20 protein-coding genes and 1 tRNA gene are annotated in these 22830 nt (G+C 60.2%); 8 read left to right on the top strand and 13 right to left on the bottom strand.

Annotation, left to right across the window (positions count from 1 at the left end):
- Positions 1-19: 19 nt before the first annotated feature.
- Entirely contained in the window at positions 20-745 is a 726-nt protein-coding gene (locus BLT00_RS11245; protein WP_218189613.1) for a 4'-phosphopantetheinyl transferase family protein, read from the top strand.
- A 114-nt stretch (positions 746-859) separates the two neighbouring features.
- On the opposite strand, the gene BLT00_RS11240 is transcribed toward BLT00_RS11245, so the two are convergent.
- Positions 860-2470: an ATP-binding protein gene (locus tag BLT00_RS11240; RefSeq protein WP_063324735.1), complete on the bottom strand. Its 1611-nt coding sequence runs from the start codon at positions 2468-2470 to the stop codon at positions 860-862.
- Positions 2467-3189, bottom strand: coding sequence for a response regulator (locus tag BLT00_RS11235; RefSeq protein ID WP_092145260.1), 723 nt, complete (start codon positions 3187-3189; stop codon positions 2467-2469). Before BLT00_RS11235 ends, BLT00_RS11240 begins: the two co-directional genes overlap by 4 nt.
- Before the next feature lie 875 nt (positions 3190-4064).
- On the opposite strand from BLT00_RS11235, the gene BLT00_RS11230 reads away from it, so the two are divergent.
- Complete coding sequence (locus tag BLT00_RS11230) at positions 4065-6956, top strand: ribonucleoside-diphosphate reductase subunit alpha (RefSeq protein WP_063324733.1); 2892 nt, start codon at positions 4065-4067, stop codon at positions 6954-6956.
- 362 nt (positions 6957-7318) lie between these two features.
- On the opposite strand, the gene flgE is transcribed toward BLT00_RS11230, so the two are convergent.
- The 6 genes from flgE to BLT00_RS11200 all read right to left on the bottom strand — a co-directional run bounded on the left by flgE (position 7319) and on the right by BLT00_RS11200 (position 12434).
- On the bottom strand, positions 7319-8644 hold the full coding sequence (gene flgE / locus BLT00_RS11225; protein ID WP_092145258.1) for a flagellar hook protein FlgE: 1326 nt from the start codon (positions 8642-8644) through the stop codon (positions 7319-7321).
- Between the two features lie 28 nt (positions 8645-8672).
- A complete protein-coding gene (gene flgD, locus BLT00_RS11220; protein WP_072346450.1) occupies positions 8673-9395 on the bottom strand; it encodes a flagellar hook assembly protein FlgD in 723 nt (240 codons plus the stop codon).
- A 15-nt stretch (positions 9396-9410) separates the two neighbouring features.
- Positions 9411-9854 carry a flagellar basal body rod protein FlgC gene (flgC, locus tag BLT00_RS11215; RefSeq protein WP_003204730.1) on the bottom strand — a complete coding sequence of 148 codons (444 nt, stop codon included), beginning with the start codon at positions 9852-9854 and terminating at the stop codon, positions 9411-9413.
- A 3-nt stretch (positions 9855-9857) separates the two neighbouring features.
- Entirely contained in the window at positions 9858-10265 is a 408-nt protein-coding gene (gene flgB, locus BLT00_RS11210) for a flagellar basal body rod protein FlgB (protein WP_003204732.1), read from the bottom strand.
- Positions 10266-10621: 356 nt separating this feature from the next.
- Positions 10622-11449: a protein-glutamate O-methyltransferase CheR gene (gene cheR, locus BLT00_RS11205; RefSeq protein WP_063324730.1), complete on the bottom strand. Its 828-nt coding sequence runs from the start codon at positions 11447-11449 to the stop codon at positions 10622-10624.
- A gap of 58 nt (positions 11450-11507) precedes the next feature.
- Positions 11508-12434 (bottom strand): chemotaxis protein CheV, encoded by a 927-nt coding sequence (locus tag BLT00_RS11200; RefSeq protein WP_003204737.1) that lies wholly within the window; start codon positions 12432-12434, stop codon positions 11508-11510.
- Between the two features lie 78 nt (positions 12435-12512).
- Between BLT00_RS11200 and flgA the strand changes: the two genes are divergently transcribed.
- The 4 genes from flgA to BLT00_RS11180 all read left to right on the top strand — a co-directional run bounded on the left by flgA (position 12513) and on the right by BLT00_RS11180 (position 15121).
- Positions 12513-13277 carry a flagellar basal body P-ring formation chaperone FlgA gene (gene flgA, locus BLT00_RS11195; RefSeq protein WP_063324729.1) on the top strand — a complete coding sequence of 255 codons (765 nt, stop codon included), beginning with the start codon at positions 12513-12515 and terminating at the stop codon, positions 13275-13277.
- A gap of 172 nt (positions 13278-13449) precedes the next feature.
- Positions 13450-13767 carry a flagellar biosynthesis anti-sigma factor FlgM gene (gene flgM, locus BLT00_RS11190; RefSeq protein ID WP_063324728.1) on the top strand — a complete coding sequence of 106 codons (318 nt, stop codon included), beginning with the start codon at positions 13450-13452 and terminating at the stop codon, positions 13765-13767.
- A 47-nt stretch (positions 13768-13814) separates the two neighbouring features.
- Positions 13815-14282 carry a flagella synthesis protein FlgN gene (locus BLT00_RS11185; protein WP_072346436.1) on the top strand — a complete coding sequence of 156 codons (468 nt, stop codon included), beginning with the start codon at positions 13815-13817 and terminating at the stop codon, positions 14280-14282.
- A 92-nt stretch (positions 14283-14374) separates the two neighbouring features.
- The gene (locus BLT00_RS11180; RefSeq protein WP_003204744.1) at positions 14375-15121 is read left to right on the top strand and encodes a flagellar brake protein; all 747 of its coding nucleotides are present in this window, start codon (positions 14375-14377) and stop codon (positions 15119-15121) included.
- A gap of 62 nt (positions 15122-15183) precedes the next feature.
- Here BLT00_RS11180 and BLT00_RS11175 read toward each other — a convergent pair whose 3' ends face one another.
- The 5 genes from BLT00_RS11175 to BLT00_RS11155 form a co-directional block, all read right to left on the bottom strand.
- On the bottom strand, positions 15184-16551 hold the full coding sequence (locus BLT00_RS11175; RefSeq protein WP_063324725.1) for an MFS transporter: 1368 nt from the start codon (positions 16549-16551) through the stop codon (positions 15184-15186).
- 70 nt (positions 16552-16621) lie between these two features.
- Positions 16622-17863: a glutamine synthetase family protein gene (locus BLT00_RS11170; RefSeq protein WP_175456226.1), complete on the bottom strand. Its 1242-nt coding sequence runs from the start codon at positions 17861-17863 to the stop codon at positions 16622-16624.
- A 333-nt stretch (positions 17864-18196) separates the two neighbouring features.
- A complete protein-coding gene (locus tag BLT00_RS11165; protein WP_063324723.1) occupies positions 18197-18889 on the bottom strand; it encodes a sensor histidine kinase in 693 nt (230 codons plus the stop codon).
- Positions 18882-20489, bottom strand: coding sequence for a tetratricopeptide repeat-containing response regulator (locus BLT00_RS11160; protein WP_063324722.1), 1608 nt, complete (start codon positions 20487-20489; stop codon positions 18882-18884). The genes BLT00_RS11165 and BLT00_RS11160 overlap by 8 nt, the downstream gene beginning before the upstream one ends.
- Before the next feature lie 426 nt (positions 20490-20915).
- Positions 20916-20992 (bottom strand) — tRNA-Arg (locus tag BLT00_RS11155).
- Positions 20993-21518: 526 nt separating this feature from the next.
- Here BLT00_RS11155 and BLT00_RS11145 point away from each other — a divergent pair.
- Both BLT00_RS11145 and BLT00_RS11140 read left to right on the top strand, forming a co-directional pair.
- Positions 21519-21845, top strand: coding sequence for an Arc family DNA-binding protein (locus BLT00_RS11145; protein ID WP_003204761.1), 327 nt, complete (start codon positions 21519-21521; stop codon positions 21843-21845).
- A gap of 210 nt (positions 21846-22055) precedes the next feature.
- Positions 22056-22823 (top strand): AraC family transcriptional regulator, encoded by a 768-nt coding sequence (locus BLT00_RS11140; protein ID WP_256572768.1) that lies wholly within the window; start codon positions 22056-22058, stop codon positions 22821-22823.
- The last annotated feature ends 7 nt before the right edge of the window (positions 22824-22830 follow it).

Raw genomic sequence — 22830 nt, 5'->3', positions numbered from 1 at the left:
ACCCGGCAAAATGCCGGGCATGAAGACACTCCCCACCCTGCCCGCCTGTTGCTCGCCTCTGGATGAACACTGGCTTTTGCCTGATGCGCTGCCCGATACGGTGCTGCTGAGCACCCGCTTCGACCCGTTGCTGCTGGTAGGCACCGACTTCCCCGACAGCGCCATCGAACCACCGGCGAGCATCCAGCGATCGGTGGCCAAGCGTCAGGCTGAATTCCTGGCCGGGCGGATCTGCGCCCGGGCGGCATTGCAGCGACTCGACGGCCTGGCCTGCGTGCCGGCTATCGGTGAAGACCGCGCCCCCGTGTGGCCGGCCCATGTCAGCGGCTCGATCACCCACAGCACGGGCCGGGCCGCGGCCATCGTCGCGAAAAAAGACCACTGGCAAGGCTTGGGCATGGACGTGGAAAACCTGCTCGACCCCGAGCGCGCCGAGCGCCTGGCCGGTGAAATCCTCACCTCGCCGGAGCTGCTGCGCATGGCAACGCTTGCGCATGACGACCGCGCCTTGCTGGTCACCCTGACCTTTTCAGTGAAGGAAAGCTTGTTCAAGGCGCTGTATCCCATCGTCAGGCAGCGCTTTTATTTCGAGCATGCCGAAGTGCTGGAATGGACACACGACGGACAGGTGCGACTGCGGTTGCTGACGGACCTGTCGGCCGAGTGGCGTCATGGCAGCGAACTGCAGGCGCAGTTCGGGGTGAAGGATGGGCAGCTATTGAGCCTGGTGGGGATCAAAGCCTGAGAGTTGTGGGTTTGGGAGGGCCTCATCGCGAGCAAGCTCGCTCCCACAGGTCGAGCGCGCGCCAATGTGGAAGCGAGCTTGCTCGTGATGAGGCCAGTACAGGCAGCCCACACATCAAGACCTGTCCTGATGCCTCGGCCAACTCAGGCTGAAACAGGCGCCACCCAGGCTCTTGCTCTTGCCGATCAACGCCCGACCGTCATGCCAGTGGATAATCCGCCGCACGATCGACAGCCCCAGCCCATGGCCGCCCGACGCCCGGGCGCGGCTGTCATCCAGGCGCAGGAAGGGCTTGAAGATCCGCTCCCATGCCGCCTCCGGCACACCAGGCCCGTCGTCCTCCACATCCACCCGACAGCGCAACTGGCCCACCTGATAGCTGACGGTGACCCGGGAACTGGCGTGACGCATGGCGTTGCCCACCAGGTTCTGCAGGGCCCGATGCAGAAAGCGAGGCTCGGCCTCGACCCAGGCGCCGTCGCAATCGACGGCCGACAGGCATAGACCGCGCTCGACCGTGATCCCGGCCCGCAACGGCCCCAATTCATCGATCACTTGATTGACCAGCGCATCCAGGTCCACCCGCTGGAAGTTCAGGGCCGGTGAACCCTGTTCCAGCCGCGCATAGGTGAGCATTTCGTCCACCAGCCGATCCAGGTCTTCGATGTCGTGGTCCATGCCCGCCAGGTATTTGTCCCGGGCCTGGGGCGTGGTGGCGCTGCCGAGCATTTCCAGGCCGAAGCGCAGGCGCGCCACCGGGGTACGCAATTCGTGGGACACCGCCCGCACCAGCTCGCGCTGGATGGCCAACAATTGCTGCAAGTGCTCGGCCATGCCGTTGAACGCAGCGGCCAGCCGCCCAACCGAGTCGGCACCTCGGGCCGGTACCCGGGTTTCCAGGCTGCCCTGGGCGATCTGGGTGGCGGCCGACTCCAGGCCGCGCAAGCGCCGCTCCAACTGGCGCACCAACAGGTAGACGATCAAGCCGATCAGGCTCAAGCCCAGCGCCGCGATCAGCACCAGCCATTGCGGCGGATAAGGGTTCATCTGGTACAGCGGACCAATCTCCAGCACCCACGGCGTGCCGACCATGCCGGCGAAGACCCGGATGGAGTCGCCGCCCTTGCCCAACGCCATCACCGTATCGCCCTCGGACACACGACGGCGCTGGTCTTCATCCATGTCCGCCTGCTCGGCGGTCATGAGTCGCAGATCGAAACCAAAACCTTTTTCCTGCGCCAGTTGCGCCAGCCGCTTGGGTTGTTCGGCCACCGGGGAACGCACCAGCTCGTCGGCCAACAGATAGATGGTCGCGCGGGCCAGTTGCTCACTGATCTGCTGGACTTCACCCACCAGCATCAACTGTTCGCCATCGCTGACCAGCCGGTAGACCTTCGCCGCATGGGGTCCGGTCTGCTCCACCAATGCCTGGCCACGCAGTACGCGGGTGCGCTGGCCGAGGTCGAGGTCGGTCTGGGCAAAGGTCTGCAACGCCAGGGGAATGCCCAGCAGGCGCTCCCATACCAGCAACGCCCGCCGCCGCTCGGTGTCGTTCATCGGCCGCAGGTTGTCGGCCATCAACGAAAACGTACCGTGGGCCAGGCGCTCGCGGTATTGCTCGCTGCGGGTCTGGTTGAGCAGGTGCAGGGCCAGTACGCCGAGGACCGCCACCAGCACCAGTGCGGCACACATGCCGCCATAAATACGCAGGAAGATCGAGTTCACGGTGTCGGGTCTACGCAGGCTTCAGGAACGAACAGGTAGCCTTTGCTGCGAATGGTCTTGATCAGCCGTGGATGGTCCGGGTCATCGCCGATCTTGGGGCGGATACGCGAAATGCGCACGTCGATGGAACGGTCCTGGCCGTCATAACCGATGCCGCGCAAAGCGGTGAAGATTTCTTCCCGGGACAGGATGCGCCCGGCATTGGACACCAGCAGCCACAGCAGGTCGAATTCGGCGCTGGTCAGCTCGATACCGTTGCCCTGCAACCAGGCTTCGCGCAGGGCGTCGTCGACCACCAGCGGGCCGAATTGCAGGCGTCGCTGCTTCTGCGCGACGCTCGGCTCCGGTTCGCTGCGCCGCAGCAGGGCCTGGATACGCGCCAAGAGCAAACGCGGGCGAACCGGCTTGCAGACATAATCATCGGCGCCCAGGTCCAGGCCCTGGATCTGATCGGTGTCGTCGGTGCGGGCGGTGAGCATGAGGATCGGCCCGTCATAATGCCCGCGCACCTTGCGACAGATGCTCAGGCCGTCTTCGCCGGGCAGCATCAGGTCGAGGACCACCAGGTCCGGCTGCTCAGCAATGATCCGCGCCGCCGCCACCGCGCCGTCGCCTTCGATGGCGACACGCAACCCGTTGCTTTCGAGGTACTCCCGGGTCAGCTCGGCCAGACGCTGGTCATCCTCGACGATCAATACCTGCCAGGCTTCTTGTTCCATGGGGGCCTCGTTTTGTTATGAAAATAAAGGACCGGATGGCCACAACCCTTGCAGAAGGATCACTACCCCGTGGCGAGGGAGCTTGCTCCCGCTGGGCTGCGAAGCGGCCCCTGTTTTTTGCGATTGCTGCGCAATCGAGCGGGAGCAATCTCTGGCCACAACAGTGTTCACTCCAGAGATTCGAATACAGCCTCCTCTTTTTGTCATATCAAAGGAGGATAAACATGCCAGCACACCGGTCGATTGTATAAACGTCGCCCCCCTAGAAAACAAGCGGACAAATGCGTTCGGTCGAAGCAGGTTTTATGTGGTAACGTCCGCGCCCGCAAAAAACCATCGGGCAGTTTTCAGACCGTTGAAACCGATGAAAAAAGGTCCACTCCAGCTAGGTCGCGGCCTACAGAGCAGTTCCACGTTTCGCACACAAATTACGCACAGGCTTATCCACAGGTAGCACGTTGCATACCCCCCAAAAACGCATTATCTTGTAGCCCGCCGCGCAAAAAACCCTACATGTAGGGTTTCAGGCCAAAAACCAAACACAAGTCGGGCAGAGAATTCAAGCGCTTTTCTTGCTTCTGTCCAGCTGAAACACCGTATTTCCCCAAGCCCAGACCGCCCCTGCGGATGGCAACTGTTTCAAGGTCGAAAACGACCGAAACGGTACGGGTGTTGCAGTCAATTGCTGCCACCCCGGCAACCCGGTTTCGAGCCCCGCTCGCAACCTGAGAACTTCGGATGGAAGCGGCATTAAACGCCTGCTTCCTACTGTCCCGAAGTTGTTATGCCCGGCGCCAGTCGGTTGTAGTGCTTCAGGACGGAACGGTGGGCACCGTGATGGTGCCCAAACAAACATAGAGAACGTGGAGACACCCATGCACACCGACACAACTCGCGAGAACCCGCAGGGCACCGCGCCGCTGGCCGCCGATTCGAACCCGGATCTGTCCGCCACCGCGCCGGGCCAACTGCGTGTGATCAAGCGTAACGGCACTGTCGTTCCTTACACCGATGACAAGATCACCGTCGCCATCACCAAAGCGTTCCTCGCAGTTGAAGGTGGCACCGCTGCCGCTTCGTCGCGAATCCACGACACCGTGGCCCGCCTGACCGAACAGGTCACCGCGACCTTCAAGCGTCGCATGCCCTCGGGCGGCACCATCCACATCGAAGAAATCCAGGACCAGGTCGAACTGGCCCTGATGCGTGCCGGCGAGCAGAAAGTGGCGCGCGACTACGTGATCTACCGTGACTCCCGCGCCAAGGAACGTGCGACCCGCTCCCCGGCCGACGCACCGGTCCAGGCCCACCCTTCGATCCGCATCGCCCGCGCCGACGGCAGCCTGGCGCCGCTGGACATGGGCCGCCTGAACACCATCGTCACCGAGGCCTGCGAAGGCCTGGAAGAAGTCGATGGCGACCTGATCCAGCGCGAAACCCTGAAGAACCTCTATGACGGCGTTGCACTCAAGGACGTCAACACGGCCCTGGTGATGACCGCGCGGACCCTGGTGGAACGCGAGCCGAACTACTCCTTCGTGACCGCCCGCCTGCTGATGGACACCCTGCGTGCCGAAGGCCTGAGCTTCCTGGAAGTCGCCGAGAGCGCGACCCACCACGAAATGGTCGACCTGTACGCCAAGGCGCTGCCAGCTTATGTTGCCAAGGGTATCGAGTTCGAATTGCTGAACCCGGTCCTGGCCGAATTCGATCTGGAAAAACTCGGCAAGGCGATCAACCACGAGCGCGACCAGCAGTTCACCTACCTGGGCCTGCAAACCCTGTATGACCGTTACTTCATCCACAAGGATGGCGTGCGTTTCGAACTGCCACAGATCTTCTTCATGCGCGTGGCCATGGGCCTGGCGATCGAAGAGAAGCAGCGCGAAGACCGTGCGATCGAGTTCTACAACCTGTTGTCGTCCTTCGACTACATGGCCTCGACCCCGACCCTGTTCAACGCCGGTACCCTGCGTCCACAGCTGTCGAGCTGCTACCTGACCACCGTTCCGGATGACCTGTCGGGCATCTACGGCGCGATCCACGACAACGCCATGCTGTCGAAATTCGCCGGTGGCCTGGGCAACGACTGGACCCCGGTTCGCGCATTGGGCTCGTACATCAAGGGCACCAACGGCAAATCCCAGGGCGTGGTGCCGTTCCTCAAAGTGGTCAACGACACCGCCGTCGCGGTCAACCAGGGCGGCAAGCGCAAGGGCGCGGTCTGTGCCTACCTGGAAACCTGGCACATGGACATCGAAGAGTTCATCGAGCTGCGCAAGAACACCGGTGATGACCGTCGTCGTACCCACGACATGAACACCGCCAACTGGATCCCTGACCTGTTCATGAAGCGTGTCTTCGACGACGGCAAGTGGACCCTGTTCTCGCCATCCGAAGTGCCGGACCTGCACGACCTGACCGGCAAGGCTTTCGAAGAGCGCTACGAGTACTACGAAGCCCTGACCGAGTACAACAAGATCAAGCTGTTCAAAGTCGTCCAGGCCAAAGACCTGTGGCGCAAGATGCTCTCGATGCTGTTCGAAACCGGCCACCCATGGCTGACCTTCAAGGACCCGTGCAACCTGCGCAGCCCGCAGCAGCACGTGGGCGTGGTCCACAGCTCGAACCTGTGCACCGAGATCACCCTGAACACCAACAAGGATGAGATCGCGGTCTGCAACCTGGGCTCGATCAACCTGCCGAACCATATCGTCGACGGCAAGCTGGACACCGCCAAGCTGCAACGCACCGTGAACACTGCCGTGCGCATGCTCGACAACGTGATCGACATCAACTACTACTCGGTGCCACAGGCGAAGAACTCCAACTTCAAGCACCGTCCGGTCGGCCTGGGCATCATGGGCTTCCAGGACGCACTGTACCTGCAGCACATCCCGTACGGTTCCGATGCCGCGGTCGAATTCGCCGACAAGTCCATGGAAGCGGTCAGCTACTACGCAATCCAGGCTTCCTGCGACCTGGCCGACGAGCGTGGCGCCTACGAGACGTTCCAGGGTTCGCTGTGGTCCCAGGGCATTCTGCCGCTGGACTCGCAACAGATCCTGATCGCCCAGCGCGGCCAGAAGTACATCGACGTTGACCTGAACGAATCCCTGGACTGGGCACCGGTTCGCGCCCGTGTGCAGAAAGGCATCCGTAACTCCAACATCATGGCCATCGCACCGACCGCGACCATCGCCAACATTACCGGCGTGTCGCAGTCGATCGAACCGACCTACCAGAACCTGTATGTGAAATCGAACCTGTCGGGCGAGTTCACCGTGATCAACCCGTACCTGGTTCGCGACCTCAAGGCCCGCGGCCTCTGGGACTCGGTCATGATCAACGACCTGAAGTACTACGACGGTTCGGTGCAGCAGATCGAACGCATCCCGCAAGAGCTCAAAGCGCTCTACGCCACCGCGTTCGAAGTGGACACCAAGTGGATCGTCGACGCCGCCAGCCGTCGCCAGAAGTGGATCGATCAGGCTCAATCGCTGAACCTGTACATCGCCGGCGCTTCGGGCAAGAAGCTGGACGTGACCTACCGCATGGCTTGGTACCGTGGTCTGAAAACCACTTACTACCTCCGTGCCCTGGCCGCGACCAGCACCGAGAAGTCGACCATCAACACCGGCAAGCTGAACGCTGTTTCCAGCGGCGGCAACCACGGTGACGATTCGGTCCTGGCGGCTCCAGCAGGCCCTGCGCCAGTGCCAAAGGCCTGCGCGATCGACGAGCCGGATTGCGAAGCTTGCCAATAAGCTGAGTGGGTGGGCGTGTAAAGGCGCCGACTGAAGAAGCCCCCGATAGACCGCTGGTTTATCGGGGGTTTTCTTTTGCCTTGGAAACGACGTCGCCTGGGCTGCCCTCATCCATATTCAAGGTGACATTCATTGTGGCGAGGGGATTTATCCCCGCTGGGGCGCGGAGCGGCCCTGAATGCCAGCGACCCGGTGGGTCAGGCAGGTCGTATTGACAGCTTGTGGAGGGGGCTGCTGCGCAGCCCAGCGGGGATAAATCCCCTCGCCACAAAGGGAAACCTAGCATGAGGACGGGCTCTAGCGGGCATGAAAAAGCCCCTCTTGCGAGGGGCTCCGTGTGCAGCGTCAAGCAACCATCGACATCAAGCCATCTGGATGATGGTCTGCATGATGGTGCTCTGGGTGGAGATGGTCTTGGCGTTCGCCTGGTAGTTGCTCTGGGCCTTGATCAGCTCGACCAGTTCGTTGGTCAGGTTGACGTTGGACTCTTCCAGGGAGTTGGAGACGATCGAGCCCAAAGTGCCGGTTTCCGGGGCATCGTAGCCCGGGATGCCCGAGGCGAAGGTTTCTTTCCAGCTGGTGCCGCCTACCGGCTGCAGGCCTTGCTCGTTGGTGAAGCTGGCGAGTGCGAGCTGGCCGATCGGCTTGGTCTGGTTGTTGCTGAAGTTGGCCAGCAATACGCCGCTGCCGTCGATGGTCAGGTTGGTGATCTGGCCGGTGGCGTAGCCGTTCTGGGCTGGAATCGAGCGGGCGGTGTCGGCGTTGAATTGGGTGGTGTTGGCCATGGAGATCGTAATAGTCGACGAGCCCGCGCCATTAGCAGTCCATGTACCATTAGTCACAGTGCCTGGGACCCAGCCAACCAGATTCAGATCATTGCTGATGGTTGGCGCAGGTGTCGGAACAGTCGGCGGAACGGTCGGCGGAACCGGAGTGCTGACCTGGGTTAGTCTGCCGTTCGAGTCGAACGTCATTGTGGAAGGAACCGGAGCGTTCGGAGCAACCGGCGCGCTGCCATTGAGGTTACGACCATCGATCAAGGTATAGACGTTCCAGGTATTACCGGCAGTCTTGACCATGTACTGGTCCATGGAGTGCTGGTTGCCCTGGGTATCATAGACCGGGGTAGTGAATTGCTTGGTGAATGTGGCCGTGTCGGTCGGGTTGAACGCAACGGTGATCGGCGTCGCCGTGGAGTTCAGGTTGATCGTCGAAGAAACCAGGCTGGTGGCTTGCGGCGGCAGGTTCGAAGTGTCGATGCGCAGGTCGGTCAGGATCCCGTTCTGGATCTTGCCGTTGGCATCCACGCCATAGCCTTGCAGGCGCGAAGTGCCGTCACTGTTGGTGATGTAGCCTTCCTTGTCGGTCTTGAAGGTACCGGCACGGGTGTAGCTCAGGGAGCCGTCGTTGCTCAGGACAAAGAAGCCCTGGCCCTGGATACCCATGTCCAGCACGTTGCCGGTGTTGTTGACATCCCCCTGGCCGAACTGCTGGGAAACGTTGGCCAGGCGCACGCCGTTGCCGACGGTCTTGCTGCCCGAACCCAGCTTGGTGGCCGAGTAGACGTCTTCGAATTCCGCGCGGGACGATTTGAAACCGGTGGTCGCCACGTTGGCGATGTTGTTGCCGGTCACGTCCAGCTGTTTGTTGGCTGCATAGAGACCGCTAAGGCCGATGTTAAAAGACATGTTGACTCCTTTTGCCGGTTAGTCGGCTCTACATACCAATAGTTTGTACTTTGGACAGGGCAATGCTGCCCAGCCCGGCCAGGTTGAGCATCAGCTCACCGCCCGTCTGGCTGATCGTCACGCTGCTGACCGTGGCCGGCAGGTTGGTGATCAACGACGTGGCCTTGCCGTCGATGGTGGTCGAGGCCGCGAAGGTGTAAGTGCCCGATTCAACGACCGTGCCCGCATCGTTCTTGCCGTCCCAGATGAACGCGGAATTGCCGGCGTTCTGGCTGCCCAAGTCGATGGTGCGAACGGTCTTGCCGTCCTTGTCCACGATCTTGACCGCGACGGAGGACACCGAGGTTGGCACCACCACCGTACCGTTGAGGCTCTTGGAGGTATCGACCACAGCCTTGTCGCCTGGAGCAATGACCGAGCGACCGACCAGTGACGAGGCCTGCAGGGCCTGGGACGAGTTGTAGTTGCCGGCGATGCCGCTGACGGTCTCGTTGAGGGTGGTGATGCCTTCCAGGCTGCTGAACTGCGCCAATTGGGCCACAAACTCACCGTTGTCCTGGGGCTCCAGCGGGTTCTGGTTCTTCAGCTGGGTAACGAGCAGTTGCAGGAACGCATCCTTGCCCAGTTCCTTCTTGCCGGTCGCCGCACCTGTCATTGCCCCGAGGGTATCGGAGGTGTTGTTGGTCTTGACCGAGGAATTGGCCAGAATCTCGTTCAGGCTCAAACCGCTGGTAGTGTTGGTAACGCTCATGTGACTCGCCCCTTATCACTGACCGAGGGTCAGGACCTTCTGCATCATGGTTTTGGCGGTGTTCATCATTTCGGCGTTGGTCTGGAACGAACGACTGGCGGAAATCATGTCGGCCATTTCTTCGACAACGTTGACGTTCGGGTAGTAGACATAACCCTTGGCATCAGCGGCCGGATGGTTCGGCTCATAACGGGCTTCGAGGTTGCTCTGGTCTTCGACCACGCCAAGCACCTGTACGCCCTGCCCGGCCGCGTCCTGCTCCTGGAACAGCGAGTCGCTGCCGCCGGACTGGCCGCCCTGGAACATGGTGGCGAATACCGGGTGGCGGGCGCGGTAGGTCTGGTCGATGCTCGACGAAACGGTCTCGGCGTTGGCGATGTTACTGGCGACGGTGTTCAGGCGAGTGGTCTGGGCACTCATGGCACTGCCGGCAATGTTGAATACGCTAGCAATCGACATGGCTTACTCTCCACGCAGGGCCGATACCAGCCCTTTGAATTTGCTGTTGAGCAGGGTGAAGCTGGCCTGGAAGTTCACGGAGTTTTCCGCGTAGTTGGACTGTTCCAGTTGAGCGTCCACGGTGTTCTGGTCGATCGACGGCTGCATCGGCGTGCGATACATCAACGACTCGTCGCCATTACCCAGGCCTTCGGCTTCGATATGACGGCTGTTGGTCATGTTCAAGGCGAAGTGGCCGTTCTTGGTCTTCTCGTTCTGCTCGGCGAGCACTTTGGAAAAGTCCAGGTCCCGAGCCTTGTAGTTCGGGGTATCGGCGTTGGCGATGTTGTTGGCCAGGACTTCGGCACGCTGGGCGCGAAAGCTCAGGGCCTGTTCGTGGATACCGAGCGCTTTATCGAAGCTGATGCTCATGTCGGAAACCTTTGGGTGACCAGAATGTACGTACGTTGGCTATAGCAAGCGGCGTGCCACTTTCCAAAGCCCCGTAAACCGGGGCTTTGCGGGCATCGGCAAGGCGGCAATGCCAGAAAAGCGGCAACTGGCTTCCGCAAGCTGCCGCTTTTCTGCCGCTTCTCAAGGGCAATGGCATTCAAACTGTGGGAGCGGGCTTGCTCGCGAAAGCGGTGTGACAGCGACATTTATCTCGACTGACCGCCGCATTCGCGAGCAAGCCCGCTCCCACAGGGATAATGGTGATAGGGAGGAATGAGCGGGCATAAAAAAACGGGAGCCCGTGGGGACTCCCGTTTTTTGTCAACCCAAGCCAATCACTTCGCCTGGTAAATGATCCCCGGGCTGCACTGGACCATCTGGTAATGATCCGGCAAACCGTTCAACGCCTCGGAGGCGCCGAGGAACAGGTAGCCGCCCGGCTTGAGCGTGCCGTGGATGCGCAGCAGGATGTCTTTCTTCACTTCGGCGGAGAAGTAGATCAGTACGTTGCGGCAGAACACGATGTCGAACTTGCCCAGGCTGGCATAGCTGTCCAGCAGGTTGAACGAGCGGAACTCCACCCGGCTCTTGATCGGCGCCTTGACCACCCACTTGCCCGGCCCTTTCGGGTCGAAGTAGCGTTGCAGGCGGTCCGGCGACAAACCACGGCCGATGGCCAGGCTGTCGTACTCGCCAGTCTTGCAGTTATTGAGCATGGTCCCGGACAGGTCGGTGGCGACGATCTGCACGCCGCCTTTCAACTGGCCGAGGTTGGAGCGTTCGAACTCATCGATGGACATCGACAGCGAATAGGGTTCCTGCCCCGACGAGCAGGCCGCCGACCAGATCCGCAGGCGCTGGCCCGGGCTGGCCTTGATGGCAGCCGGCAGCACTTTGTTCTTCAGCACTTCGAACGGATAGGTGTCGCGAAACCACAGGGTTTCGTTGGTAGTCATCGCGTCCACCACCATCTCGCGCAAACCACTGCGCGGTTGGGTCTGGATACGCTGCACAAGCTCGCCCAATGACTTGAGGCCCTGTTGCTCCATCAATTTATTGAGACGGCTCGACACCAGGTATTGCTTGTTTTCACCAAGCAAGATGCCACAGGCTTTTTCCAGGAAGACCCGGAACTGTTCGAAATCCAAATTACCCGTAGACAAGATACCGCCTCTTTCATCGTGTTGACTTGCCGGGCGCACAACGCGCCCGACCTTTACTTTATTCTGCTGCCTTGATCCGCTCGACGACCCGGGACGCCAGGTCATCGGGACGGAATTTCGCCAGGAAATCGTCGGCACCGACCTTCTTGACCATCGCCTGGTTGAAAACCCCGGACAACGAAGTATGCAAGATGATGTGCAGCTTTTGCATGCGCGGATCGCTGCGGATTTCAGAAGTCAGGGTGTACCCGTCCATCTCCGGCATTTCAATGTCGGAGATCATCATCAGGAACTCTTCCTCAGGCTTCTTGCCCTCGTCGACCAGTTTGCGCAGGTAATCCAGCGCCTGTCGCCCGTCGTTCAACGCCACCACCTCGACGCCAACCGTTTGCAGACAACGGGTCACCTGCTTGCGGGCCACCGAAGAGTCATCGACGGTCAACACCCGCAGCGAAATCGCCTTGTGCTGGGTTTCGGCATCCACCACCCCCACGGAGATCGCTTCCGGCGTGGGCGCTACTTCGGCGAGGATTTTTTCCACGTCGATGATTTCCACCAACTGGTTATCGACCCGGGTCACTGCCGTGAGGTAGTGATCGCGGCCGGTCCCCTTGGGCGGTGGATGGATCTCTTCCCAGTTCATGTTGACGATGCGCTCCACCGAGCGGACCAGGAACCCCTGGGTCTTGGTGTTGTACTCGGTGATGATCACAAACGGATTGCTCTGGTCCAGCAGCCGACCGGAACCGGTCGCCATCGCCAGGTCGAGAATCGGGATGGTCGCTCCCCGAATATTGGCCACACCGCACACGACGGGGCTGGACTTGGGCATCAGGGTCAGCTTGGGGCATTGCAGCACCTCGCGGACCTTGAATACGTTGATCCCATACATTTGTTGGCCGTCGAGACGGAACAACAACAGCTCCAGGCGATTCTGACCGACCAGCTGAGTGCGCTGGTTCACCGAATCCATTACTCCCGCCATGCCCTGACTCCTACCTAACGCTAATGTGTCCGACGCGCATTCATCACTAAACGGCACGGGGCTTGCTATTGAACCGGCATGAACGCACAAACGACATTTTCTCGACGCCTGACCACTCACTGCCGCCACTGGCTCGGTGCACTGCTGGCTGTCTGCCTGTTCACTTCGGGCGGTCCTGCCCTTGCTGCTGTTCCGGTTACCTTGCCTGATCTCCTTATCGGCGTCACTCAGGGCTTTCTTGAATTCACCGTAGAAGACTATCTGGCTACCAGTCAAACCGAAGGTCGCTACGAAATCGAAGTCAACCAACTCGACCCGCGCCTGCGCATGCCAATGTGCGACAAGGAATTGACTGCTTCGCTGGAAAGTCCCGCTCGCCCTCTGGGCCGCGTCACGGTGAAGGTTCGTTGCGACAGCGCCGCGCCCTGGACGGTGTTCGTGCCCGCTCAAGTGCGCCTGTTTCGGGAAATTGTCACCACCACGCGTCCGCTCAAGCGGGCCGGGATCGTCGAGCCCCAGGACGTGATGCTGCGTGAACGGGACATCAGCCAGATCACCCAGGGCTTCCTGACCTCCGTCGATCAGGCCATCGGGCAGAAACTTGTCCGACCAATGGTCGCCGATCAGGTCGTGACGCTGGTGCACCTGGAGCAGGCCGAAGTGGTCCGCAAGGGCGACCAGGTGGTCATCACCGCCCGCAGCGGCTCCCTGGCCGTGCGGATGCCCGGCGAAGCCCTGTCCAACGGCGGCATGCGTGAACAGATACGGGTAAAAAACCTCAATTCCCAGCGCGTCATCAAGGCGCAAGTGATGGCTCCAGGCCAAGTGGAAGTGGCGATGTAATGACCCGGTAGAGGAGGTAGAAAGCTGGCGCTTGATCCCGGTGTTCCCTAGACTGTGCCTTACGCAAAGGCAAGCGCAGACGTGCGCACGTTCATTGAATAAATGAGCCTAAAGTTTTTTTGGGAATGGCCGAAAACATGGCAAGCGTCCAAATACCCAGAGGTTTTTTACCATGGTCATCGATTTCAATCGTTTAAACAGCTCTTCACCGCTGACAGGCACTACGCGTACCAGCGCTACCAAGGAAACCGCCGAAGCCGGCAAATCCGCGCCGCTGTCTACACCAGCCGACCAAGTCAGCAATGGGGAGTCGGTACACCTCAGCAATGAGGCTCAGCAGTTGCAGAAGGTCACTGACAAGCTGCGCGATCAACCTGTCGTCGACAACGCCCGCGTGGCCGAGTTGAAAGCAGCAATCGCCGATGGCAGCTACAAAGTCGACAGCAACCGCGTAGCCAGCAAACTGCTCAACTTCGAAGCCCAGCGCTAGGCCGCCGCCTGCGCCAGGCTTTTGGACGCTAAGACCCAAGGCCAGCCATGCACGACACTCATTTATTGCAATTGATCATCGACGACTTCGTTCCAGCGCAACAGCTACTGGAATTGTTGCAGGCCGAATCCGTGGCACTGCACGGTCGTGACATGCCTCTGCTGGAGAATATCCTGGCGCAGAAACAGGCATTGATCATCTTGCTTGACCAGCATGGCCGCAAACGCAGCGAGATCCTCGCCAGCCTCAACCTGCCTGCCAGCCATGACGGCCTCGAGCAACTGGCCAGCCAGTCGACGATCGGCGATCAGCTGCGCTCCCAGAGCAAAGTACTCAACGACCTGCTCGCCCAATGCCAGGCAACCAACGCCCGCAACGGCCAGTCGATCCTGATGCAGCAGGCCGCCACCGCCAACCAGTTGCGCATTCTCAACGGTGGCGAGATCCCGACGCTGTATGACGCTAGCGGTTCAACGGCCAGAATGGTCAAGCACCGCCCGCTCAGCCAGGCATGAAACGAACAATGCCTTCGCTCTATCAACGCGCGATACATGCTGGCAAAATGCCGGCCATTCGTAGTCGTATTTTGCCTGGAGATTGACTCACCGTGTTCAATGCATCAAACGCGGATGATGCTCCGCAGCCCCCCAAGGTCCTCACCACGCCCCTGGAAATCTCCGGCAACCTGCGGATGCTGCAAGAGAGCCACGACCCACTGATCATCACCTTCCACGAACGTAGCCAGCGCTTCCAGAGCTATCTGGTCAACGTCGATCGCGAGACCAACTCCATCGCCCTGGATGAAATGATCCCCCGGGACGGCGAGCGTTTCCTGCTGGCTGGCGAGCCGTTTCGTGTCGAGGGTTTTCATGACGGCGTGCGTATCGCCTGGGATGGCAAGGGTCCACTGACCATCGATGAATCCAGCGACGGTCGCTGCTATCGCGGCGCCCTGCCCGACGAAGTGGTCTACCACCAACGTCGCAACGCCTTCCGCGCCGCCCTGAAACTGGCACAACTGGTAAGCGTTGAACTGGGCGGCGACAAGCTCAAGTCCCCCGTAGATGGCAAGTTGCTGGACATCTCCGCCACCGGTTGCAAATTGCGCTTTGACGGCGACATCACGGAGCGTCTGCAATTGGGCCAGGTGTATGAGCGTTTCATCGCGGCCCTGCCTTTTGGCAACATGACCGCGCCAGTCGAGCTGCGTTACCTGCATTTCGAAGAAAGGATCAACACCACGTTCGCCGGTGTACGCTTCCATAACATCAGTGGCTTGGTGCAACGGCAGGTCGAGCGGTTCGTCTACCAGCTCCAACGAGAAGCCCGGCGCTTCGATAAAGACGACCTCTGATTTTTCGAGGCATGAAAAACGGGCAGTCCCTTACGGCGACTGCCCGTTTTTTTATGCCTGCTTCAAGGCCTGGCCTGGGTAAAACTCGGTGTCTCGGGCGCCTCGGTTTCAGTTTCAGCCTCGGCCGCAGCCTCAGTGGCCGGCTCGGGCTCCACGTCCGGATTGGCCGGCGCCTGCATCTGCTCCTGCACCACCTGCTCATCCACCCGCGGATCAAGACACGCCACCAAAGGCGAACTCGACATGCTGTCCGGCATCGCCACGTGATGCAGCGGTGCGTCATCGACCTGATGCAGGTTGGTCACCGCTTTCGGTCGGATCCGCCACACCAGTACCAAGGCGAAGAAAGCGAAAAAGCCGTAGAGCATCTGGCTGCCGAACATTTTCATCAGCACGCCGGCCACCAGCGGCCCGATGCTGGCTCCCACGCCGTAGGTCACCAGCAGCATCGCGGTCAGGGACACCCTTCGATCAGCTTCGACGTGGTCGTTGGAGAACGCTACCGCCAGCGGATACAGGCAGAACTGCACCAGCGAACAGAAGAACCCCGCGACGAACAGCACCTCCAGCGGCACCGTCGGAAGAATCGCCAATGGCAGCGCACAGATCGTCAGGACCAGCGCAAAGCAGCGGATCAGCAGCGCCCGGTCATATCGATCGGACAGCCAGCCCAGGGGCCACTGCACCAGCAGTCCGGCGAAGATGCAGCTACCCATGAACAGACCGACCTGCTCGGTCGACAGACCCTGCTGAGAGGCATACAGCGGCGCCAGACCATAGAACGAGCCGACGATCAATCCGGAGCCCAGCACCGTACTCAATGACTGTGGCACACGCTTGATGAAGAAGCGCGGCTCCATGGGCGCCGGATGCAGCGCCGCCGGGTGAATCCGCCGGGTCAGTGTCACCGGCACCAGGCACAAGGCGAAGCACAGCGCCACCAGCATCAACAGCTCAGGCCCCAGGGCCGGGTGCATGACCAGGATCAACTGCCCCAGCACCAACCCCAGGTACGAGGCGATCATATAGCCACTGAACACCACCCCACGCTGCTTGGCATCGGCTTGCTCGTTGAGCCAGCTCTCGATGACCATGTACTGGCACATCATCCCGAGGCCGACAATCATCCGCAGCACGACCCAGGCCGGCAGCCAGTCCACCAAGCCATGGCCCAGCACGGCCGCCCCGACAATCCCGGCGCAGGCCGAATAGGCGCGGATGTGCCCGACGCGGGCGATCAGCCGATGGCCGATCTTGCCCCCCAGCACCAGGCCGAAATAGTTGGCGGCCATCAGCGCACCGACCCAGAGACTGTCCACATGGTCGGCGGCCAGGCGCAAGGCCAGGTAAGTACTCAAGAGGCCCGAGCCGATCAACATCATCAGCGAAGCGAAATAAAGCGCTCGAAAAGGTTTCCAGATTTGGCGCATCGGCGTTCCGAGCGGCTCCTTGAGGTGAGTAAGGGCTACCTGTTGAAGATAGCCCGAATGCGACGGTTCGTTATGCCTGGGCCGCGAGGACACGTCGCTCCCAAGGCGTGATTTCATCGAAGAAGCTGGTCAGCTCCAGGGTCTTGGAGGCGATGTAGCCTTCGATGAACTCCGTACCAAACAGTTCCTTCGCCAGATGACTACGCTTCAGACGCTCCAAGGCGGCATGCAAGGTACATGGCAGCGACAGATTATCCGGCACTTCGAATTCACCCTGGATCGCCGCGCTCGGCTCCAGCCGATGTTCAATCCCATACAGCCCGGCGGCCAGGCTGGCGGCAATCGCCAGGTAGGGGTTGGCATCGGCTCCCGGCAAGCGGTTCTCGACCCGCCGGGCCACCGGCGAGCTGGCAGGAATCCGCAACCCGGCCGAACGGTTGTCATGGGACCAGCAGGCATTGTTCGGCGAGGCGAACGGGTGGCACAGGCGCTGGTAGGAATTCACGTTCGGCGCGAACAACGCGGTGAAATCCGCCAGGCACGCCTGTTGCCCACCGATGAAATGTCGGAAAGTCGCCGTCGGCTCGCCCGCTTCGTCGCTGAAGACGTTGCGGCCGCTGTCCGCCTCGACGACGCTCTGGTGGATGTGCATCGAACTGCCCGGTGTGTGGGCCAGAGGCTTGGCCATGCAGACCACGGTCAGGCCGTGCTTGAGGGCCACTTCCTTGAGCAGGTGCTTGAACAGGAACGTCTGGTCGGCCAGCAACAGCGGATCGCCGTGCAGCAGATTGATCTCGAACTGGCTTACGCCCATTTCATGCATGAAGGTGTCACGAGGCAGGCCCAGCGCCGCCATGCAGGCATAGACTTCACTGAAGAACGGGCGCAGGCCATTGTTGGAGCTGACGCTGAACGCCGAATGGCCGTCTTCGCGACGCCCATCCAGGCCCATCGGCGGCTGGAACGGCTGGGTCGGGTCCGGGTGGGGGGCGAACACGAAGAATTCCAGTTCGGTCGCCACCACCGGCGCCAGGCCAAGGGCGGCATAGCGCGCGACAACGGCCTTGAGCTGGCCGCGCGTCGAGAGCCGGGAGCTTTCACCGGTCAACTCGTCGGCATCGCAGATCGCCAGGGCACGGGGCTGCTGGCTCCAAGGCAGGCGATGAATCTGTTTCGGATCGGCCACCAGCGCCAGGTCGCCGTCGTCGCTGCCGTAGAAACGCGACGGCGGATAACCGCCCATGATGCATTGCAGCAGCACGCCCCGCGCCAACTGCAACCGCCGGCCTTCGAGGAAACCCTCAGCGGTCATTACCTTGCCCCGCGGCACGCCATTCAAATCCGGCGTGACACATTCAATCTCATCAATGCCCGTCAGTCGCTGCGCGAGTGAACGCTGGCCATCGGTCGTCATGACGCAATCCTTGTTATGTGCGAGCCGCGAACGGCAACCCGTACAAAATAGGCTTCGGCTGTTCGGAATATCAAGCACCCGGAGGCAATTAAAATTTACGCAATACGCGTGTGGGAGCGAGCTTGGTCGCGATGGCATCGGCTCAGTCAATATTGAGCTGACTGATACACCGCTATCGCGAGCAAGCTCGCTCCCACAGAGGATTTGTGCTGTTTTTTAAAAAGCGCACGCTCAGGGCAGGTAAAGCCGGAACACCCCACCACCCAACACACCGCCATTGGCAATCTCGGTACGCCCGCTCACGCCGCCGCGCTGGTGCAGCCTGGCGATCCGCGCGGCGAAGTACAGACCCAGCCCGGTGCTGCCGCTGCTGTGGTTGATGCCTTGCACGTACTCGGCCTGACGCTCGATCATCTCAGGCGGGTAACCTTCGCCGTCGTCATTGAGGGTCAGCACCAGTTGCCCAGCCTCGTCGCTCACACTGATCAGCAGCGCCTGGCGCGCATGGCGAATGGCATTATTGATGCAATTGTCGAGCACCGAAGCAATCAGTTCACGGTCGAAAAAACCCAAGGGGCTGAGCGGATCGACTTCATAGGTGACCATGATCCCGCGACTGCGGAACACGTCCTGATGGCCGGCCAGTTGCGCCTCGATGAAGTCATCCAGCTCATGGTAGGCCGGGTGCAGCGGCAACTGGTTGACACCGAGCTTGTACAGCCCCAGCAGTTGCACCAGCAAACCATTGAGATGGGCGAATTCGAACTCGATGACGCCTTGCTCCGAGGTCTGGCGCTCGGCGTCGGGCAAGCGCTCGAGCCATTGCGTATGCGTCTGCATGAGCAAGGTCAGGGAGTTCTTCATGTCGTGCACGGTCGATGCGATCACCGTGGAAAAATCGAGGACCTGTTCGCTGTCATTCATCGCCAAATGCCTTGCTTCGCAGTTTTTGATAGCGCGCAAAACGCGCATCGGTGTCGGGCATCATGCCCACCAGTTTCAGGCAGGCGCGACACTCCTGCAGCAGTTCCGACTCCACGCTGGTGTCGGTGCCATGCAGCAGCGATTGCGCCATGTTCAGGGCAATACTGATGTTCTTCGGTTGCATCTTCAGGGCGCGGCGGAACAGCTCCCGCGCCTCCGGCAACGCGCCGGTCTTGTAGACCCGCACGCCTTCGCGGTTCAGCTCGGCGGCGGCATTGCCTTGATTGAGAATGTTCGGATCGTCGGTCAGCTTGGCGATGCCTTGCATCACCGTCGGGTCATCACCGTAGATTTCCGCGCAGTTCTTGAGCATCGACTCGCCGGCGCTGGCCTGGCCAAGCATTTGTAACTGCTTGGCCACCAGCAACGCGGCCTCGGCGCTCATGAATTGCTCCATGCCATCGAGGCGCTGCAAAGCCTGTTCGGTGAGCTTCTCGGCGGTTTCGGCATCGTTGAGCAACAGGCTGGTGGCCTTCATCAGCCGCGCCCGGACCTGCAACCCCGGGTCGTTGAGGTTCTCCTTCGCCACGGCACTGAGCGTGGTGTTGATCTCCAGCCGGGTGCGGGTATCGAGGCCTTTTTCGCTGCCCTTGCTGATCAGCGCATGGGCCAGGCCGAGGTTGCTTTCCGGATCCTTGAAGCGCGACTGCGCGCCCTGCCCGACCGCCTGGCGATAAGCCCGGGAAGCCGTGTCGTAGTCTTCGTTGGTCATCGCCAACTTGCCCAGCAACGACTGACGGCGCACCGCCAGCGGCGACAGGCGCACCGCCTCTTCCAGCACATGCTGCGCCTGCTTGGTGTCACCTTCGGCCATCAACACTTCGGCCATGCCATCGTACAACGCCGGCATCATTGGAAAGACTTTCAGGGCCTTTTCATAAACGGCCTTGGCCTGCCCCACCTGGCCGCGCTTGAACATCAACTTGCCCAGCCCCGCGTAGGCCCACGGCAACGGGCGATCCGCGAGGATGGAGTTGTACAGACGCTCCAGGGCCTCGTTCTGATTCAGGTCGCGCAACGCATCGGCCCGATAACGCAGGCACAACGGCCCGTAGCGCGGGTCCTGCTTGCACAACGCGATGCAGGCATTGAGCACGTCCATCGGCTTGCCACGATCGAGGGCTTGCAGGATCGGCTTGAGCAGGGTCTTGCGCTGCTCGAGCCGCTCCAGCCGCTGGGCCAGGCCGGAGCGGTTGAACGGTTTGGTCAGGTACGCATCGGGCTCATGCTCCAAGGCACTGAGCACCATCGCCTGGCTGGTCTCGGCGGTCACCATGAGAAACACACTTTCATGGCTGATCAGCTTCTCGACCATCAGGTCTTCCAGCACCTGCTGGCCATTCTTGCGCCCGTCGCCCAGGTGATAGTCCTGCAAGATGAAGTCATAACGCTTCTGCGAGCACATGCGCAGCGCCACTTCACCGGTGTCGGCGGTGTCCACGTCCTTGACGCCCAGCTCACGCAGCATGGACCGGATCGAACTGCGGAAATCCGAGAAATCATCGACGATCAGAAAACTTTTTTGGTGGTACGCCAGCATCGAGGATGTCCAGGCAAGTAAAAAAATAACCCAATGGCATAACAACGAAACGCCGTGTCACAAGCCCGAGGCGCGCAGATGATAGCCACCAGCCAGCAACGTTCAAGGGATTTCAGCAATCGCTTGGCCTGGCTGTGTCGTGACGCACATTGCGAGCCAAAACGCAGGAGACAACCGGGCTCATCGGGTTATCGGCAGGAAATGGCGTTCCGTTAAGGGGAAGCTGTAGGGAAAACCGAGTGCAGAAAATCAGACCGTGGCGAGAAAGCTTGCTCCCGCTGGGCCGCGCAGCGGACCCGTTTTTTGACGGCTGCTGCGCAACCGAGCGGGAGCAAGCTCCCTCGCCACAAAGAATGCATTAAGAAGTGGGGACCAGGAAAAAAAAACGAGAGCCGGGCAAAAAATTCGCTAAATCTTTGATTAATATGGTGTCCCAGGGCAGGTTCGAACTGCCAACCTTCCCCTTAGGAGGGGGATGCTCTATCCAATTGAGCTACTGAGACACGAGTCGACCACAAGAGATGCGGTGCGCAGGACGGCGTGCATGTTAACGACCTGCCCTGCGTTTGTCATGTCGCCCATGGCTTTTTAAGTGTAGGCAAATAGTACTCCCCTGTAAGGCTGGCAGATTCTGGACGCCGAGCGCGGGCCGCCATTCATCTGTCCTGGCTCGCTCATCCTAGTAAATCGGCCATTTGCCACTATCCTGTACAAGACAGGGATGGCACAGGTTTTTGTCCATTTCCGTTATCCGCCAGACGGTATGGCACATAGACACAATTCGACGGTCACAAATGCGAACCTGTTGTTTTTTACCAACCAGTCCGCATTTTTTGATGAAGGATACTGGCAGAACGCCTTTACCCCGATCAGAATTTGTCACAGAATTGGCGCCAATGATCTGGCAATTTTGAGGCATGATGCGGGCCTCTTAACAATTCAGGTTGAACATTTGGCAATGGAGCTTGTCCTATCGACATCCTGCGGCCAATCCCGAGAACCGCTCCCCTGAACTAACCGGTTAAATATATGCGCCCATTGAAACAGGCAATTTATTCCAGCCGTACGGCTGACAAGTTCGTCGTACGTCTGCCAGACGGAATGCGGGAACGCATTGCCGAAGTGGCTCGCAATCATCACCGCAGCATGAACTCTGAAATCATCGCGCGTCTTGAGCAAAGCCTTATTCAGGAAGGCGCGTTGGGTGAAGAGTTGAGCATGCGCCTGGACAGTCCAGAGCTATCATTGCATGAGCGCGAACTGCTTCAACGCTTCCGACAACTCTCCCATCGCCAGCAGAACGCCCTCGTTTCGCTGATTGCCCATGACGCAGAAATGGCCGCAGACGCGACCTGATAGCCCAAAAATACTCAAGCCAGCCTCGTGCTGGCTTTTTTTTGCCTGGCGTTTGGCCTCAGCCTGCTTTTCAAGCACTCATAGAGCCATCGAACCAACGCCACTGCTGATCCATGGCAGTGATGCTAAATTGATCCTCTAAAAAGTACGGGCATGGAGGCCTGCATGACAGGTCACGCATTCAAGATCCAAAGAATTCCAGGACTGGGCGTGGAAATCGTCGAGGCCGATTCAGATCGAACGTTCGTCCGGCATATGCACGAACATTTTGGCATTGGCTTGCTTGTGCGCGGGGCGCAACGTTCAGCCAGCGGCCGAGGCCAGGTAGAAGCGACGGCTGGCGACCTTATATCGGTCAACCCCGCCGAAGTGCATGACGGCGCGCCCATCGGAAACGGAACGCGTCGTTGGCAGATGCTGTATTTCGACCCGCTGCTGATTGCGCAGGCATTCAAGGATATGCAGAACGATGGAGGCATCTGTGCCCAGGAATTCGCTTATCCGGTGCTGCAAAGCCCCCGTGCGGCAGAGTTGTTCCGCACGTTGTATCAAGCCCTCGCGCAAGCCGAGGAATTTGGCGCTCACCTGAAGATCGAAGAAACGCTCGTGCTTTTGCTCGAACATTTGCTGGATCGCTCCATGCCGATATCGTGTTTGCCGAAGGTCGCGGCAAACCGTGCAAAAGCCTTGATCGACGACGATCCGCAGTCGTCCATGTCGCTTGCCCTGCTCGCCAGGGAGGCCGATTTAAGCCGCTTTCAATTGGTACGCGCCTTCACCCGCCTGACCGGTTTGACACCCCACGCCTATCTGCTGCAACGACGCATCCACCGAGCACGACAACTGATCGCTGCAGGCATGCCGCTGGCCGATGCGTCCCTGGCCAGCGGTTTCGCCGATCAGAGCCATATGACTCGATGCTTCGTGCGCAGCTTTGGATTCTCACCGGGCATGTACGCCCGCCAAGGACACCCGTAGCAACCTG

The organism is Pseudomonas sp. NFACC51, assembly GCF_900103575.1.
Classification (GTDB): Bacteria; Pseudomonadota; Gammaproteobacteria; order Pseudomonadales; family Pseudomonadaceae; genus Aquipseudomonas; species Aquipseudomonas fluorescens_Q.
This window is presented reverse-complemented; position numbering and strand designations above follow the sequence as displayed.

Coding starts and splice junctions, on each gene's coding strand:
- BLT00_RS11245 (WP_218189613.1), top strand. CDS start 20: ATGAAGACACTCCCCACCCTGCCCGCCTGTTGCTCGCCTCTGGATGAA.
- BLT00_RS11235 (WP_092145260.1), bottom strand. CDS start 3,189: ATGGAACAAGAAGCCTGGCAGGTATTGATCGTCGAGGATGACCAGCGT.
- BLT00_RS11230 (WP_063324733.1), top strand. CDS start 4,065: ATGCACACCGACACAACTCGCGAGAACCCGCAGGGCACCGCGCCGCTG.
- flgE (WP_092145258.1), bottom strand. CDS start 8,644: ATGTCTTTTAACATCGGCCTTAGCGGTCTCTATGCAGCCAACAAACAG.
- flgD (WP_072346450.1), bottom strand. CDS start 9,395: ATGAGCGTTACCAACACTACCAGCGGTTTGAGCCTGAACGAGATTCTG.
- flgC (WP_003204730.1), bottom strand. CDS start 9,854: ATGTCGATTGCTAGCGTATTCAACATTGCCGGCAGTGCCATGAGTGCC.
- flgB (WP_003204732.1), bottom strand. CDS start 10,265: ATGAGCATCAGCTTCGATAAAGCGCTCGGTATCCACGAACAGGCCCTG.
- BLT00_RS11200 (WP_003204737.1), bottom strand. CDS start 12,434: ATGGCGGGAGTAATGGATTCGGTGAACCAGCGCACTCAGCTGGTCGGT.
- flgA (WP_063324729.1), top strand. CDS start 12,513: ATGAACGCACAAACGACATTTTCTCGACGCCTGACCACTCACTGCCGC.
- flgM (WP_063324728.1), top strand. CDS start 13,450: ATGGTCATCGATTTCAATCGTTTAAACAGCTCTTCACCGCTGACAGGC.
- BLT00_RS11185 (WP_072346436.1), top strand. CDS start 13,815: ATGCACGACACTCATTTATTGCAATTGATCATCGACGACTTCGTTCCA.
- BLT00_RS11175 (WP_063324725.1), bottom strand. CDS start 16,551: ATGCGCCAAATCTGGAAACCTTTTCGAGCGCTTTATTTCGCTTCGCTG.
- BLT00_RS11170 (WP_175456226.1), bottom strand. CDS start 17,863: ATGACCGCTGAGGGTTTCCTCGAAGGCCGGCGGTTGCAGTTGGCGCGG.
- BLT00_RS11165 (WP_063324723.1), bottom strand. CDS start 18,889: ATGAATGACAGCGAACAGGTCCTCGATTTTTCCACGGTGATCGCATCG.
- BLT00_RS11160 (WP_063324722.1), bottom strand. CDS start 20,489: ATGCTGGCGTACCACCAAAAAAGTTTTCTGATCGTCGATGATTTCTCG.
- BLT00_RS11145 (WP_003204761.1), top strand. CDS start 21,519: ATGCGCCCATTGAAACAGGCAATTTATTCCAGCCGTACGGCTGACAAG.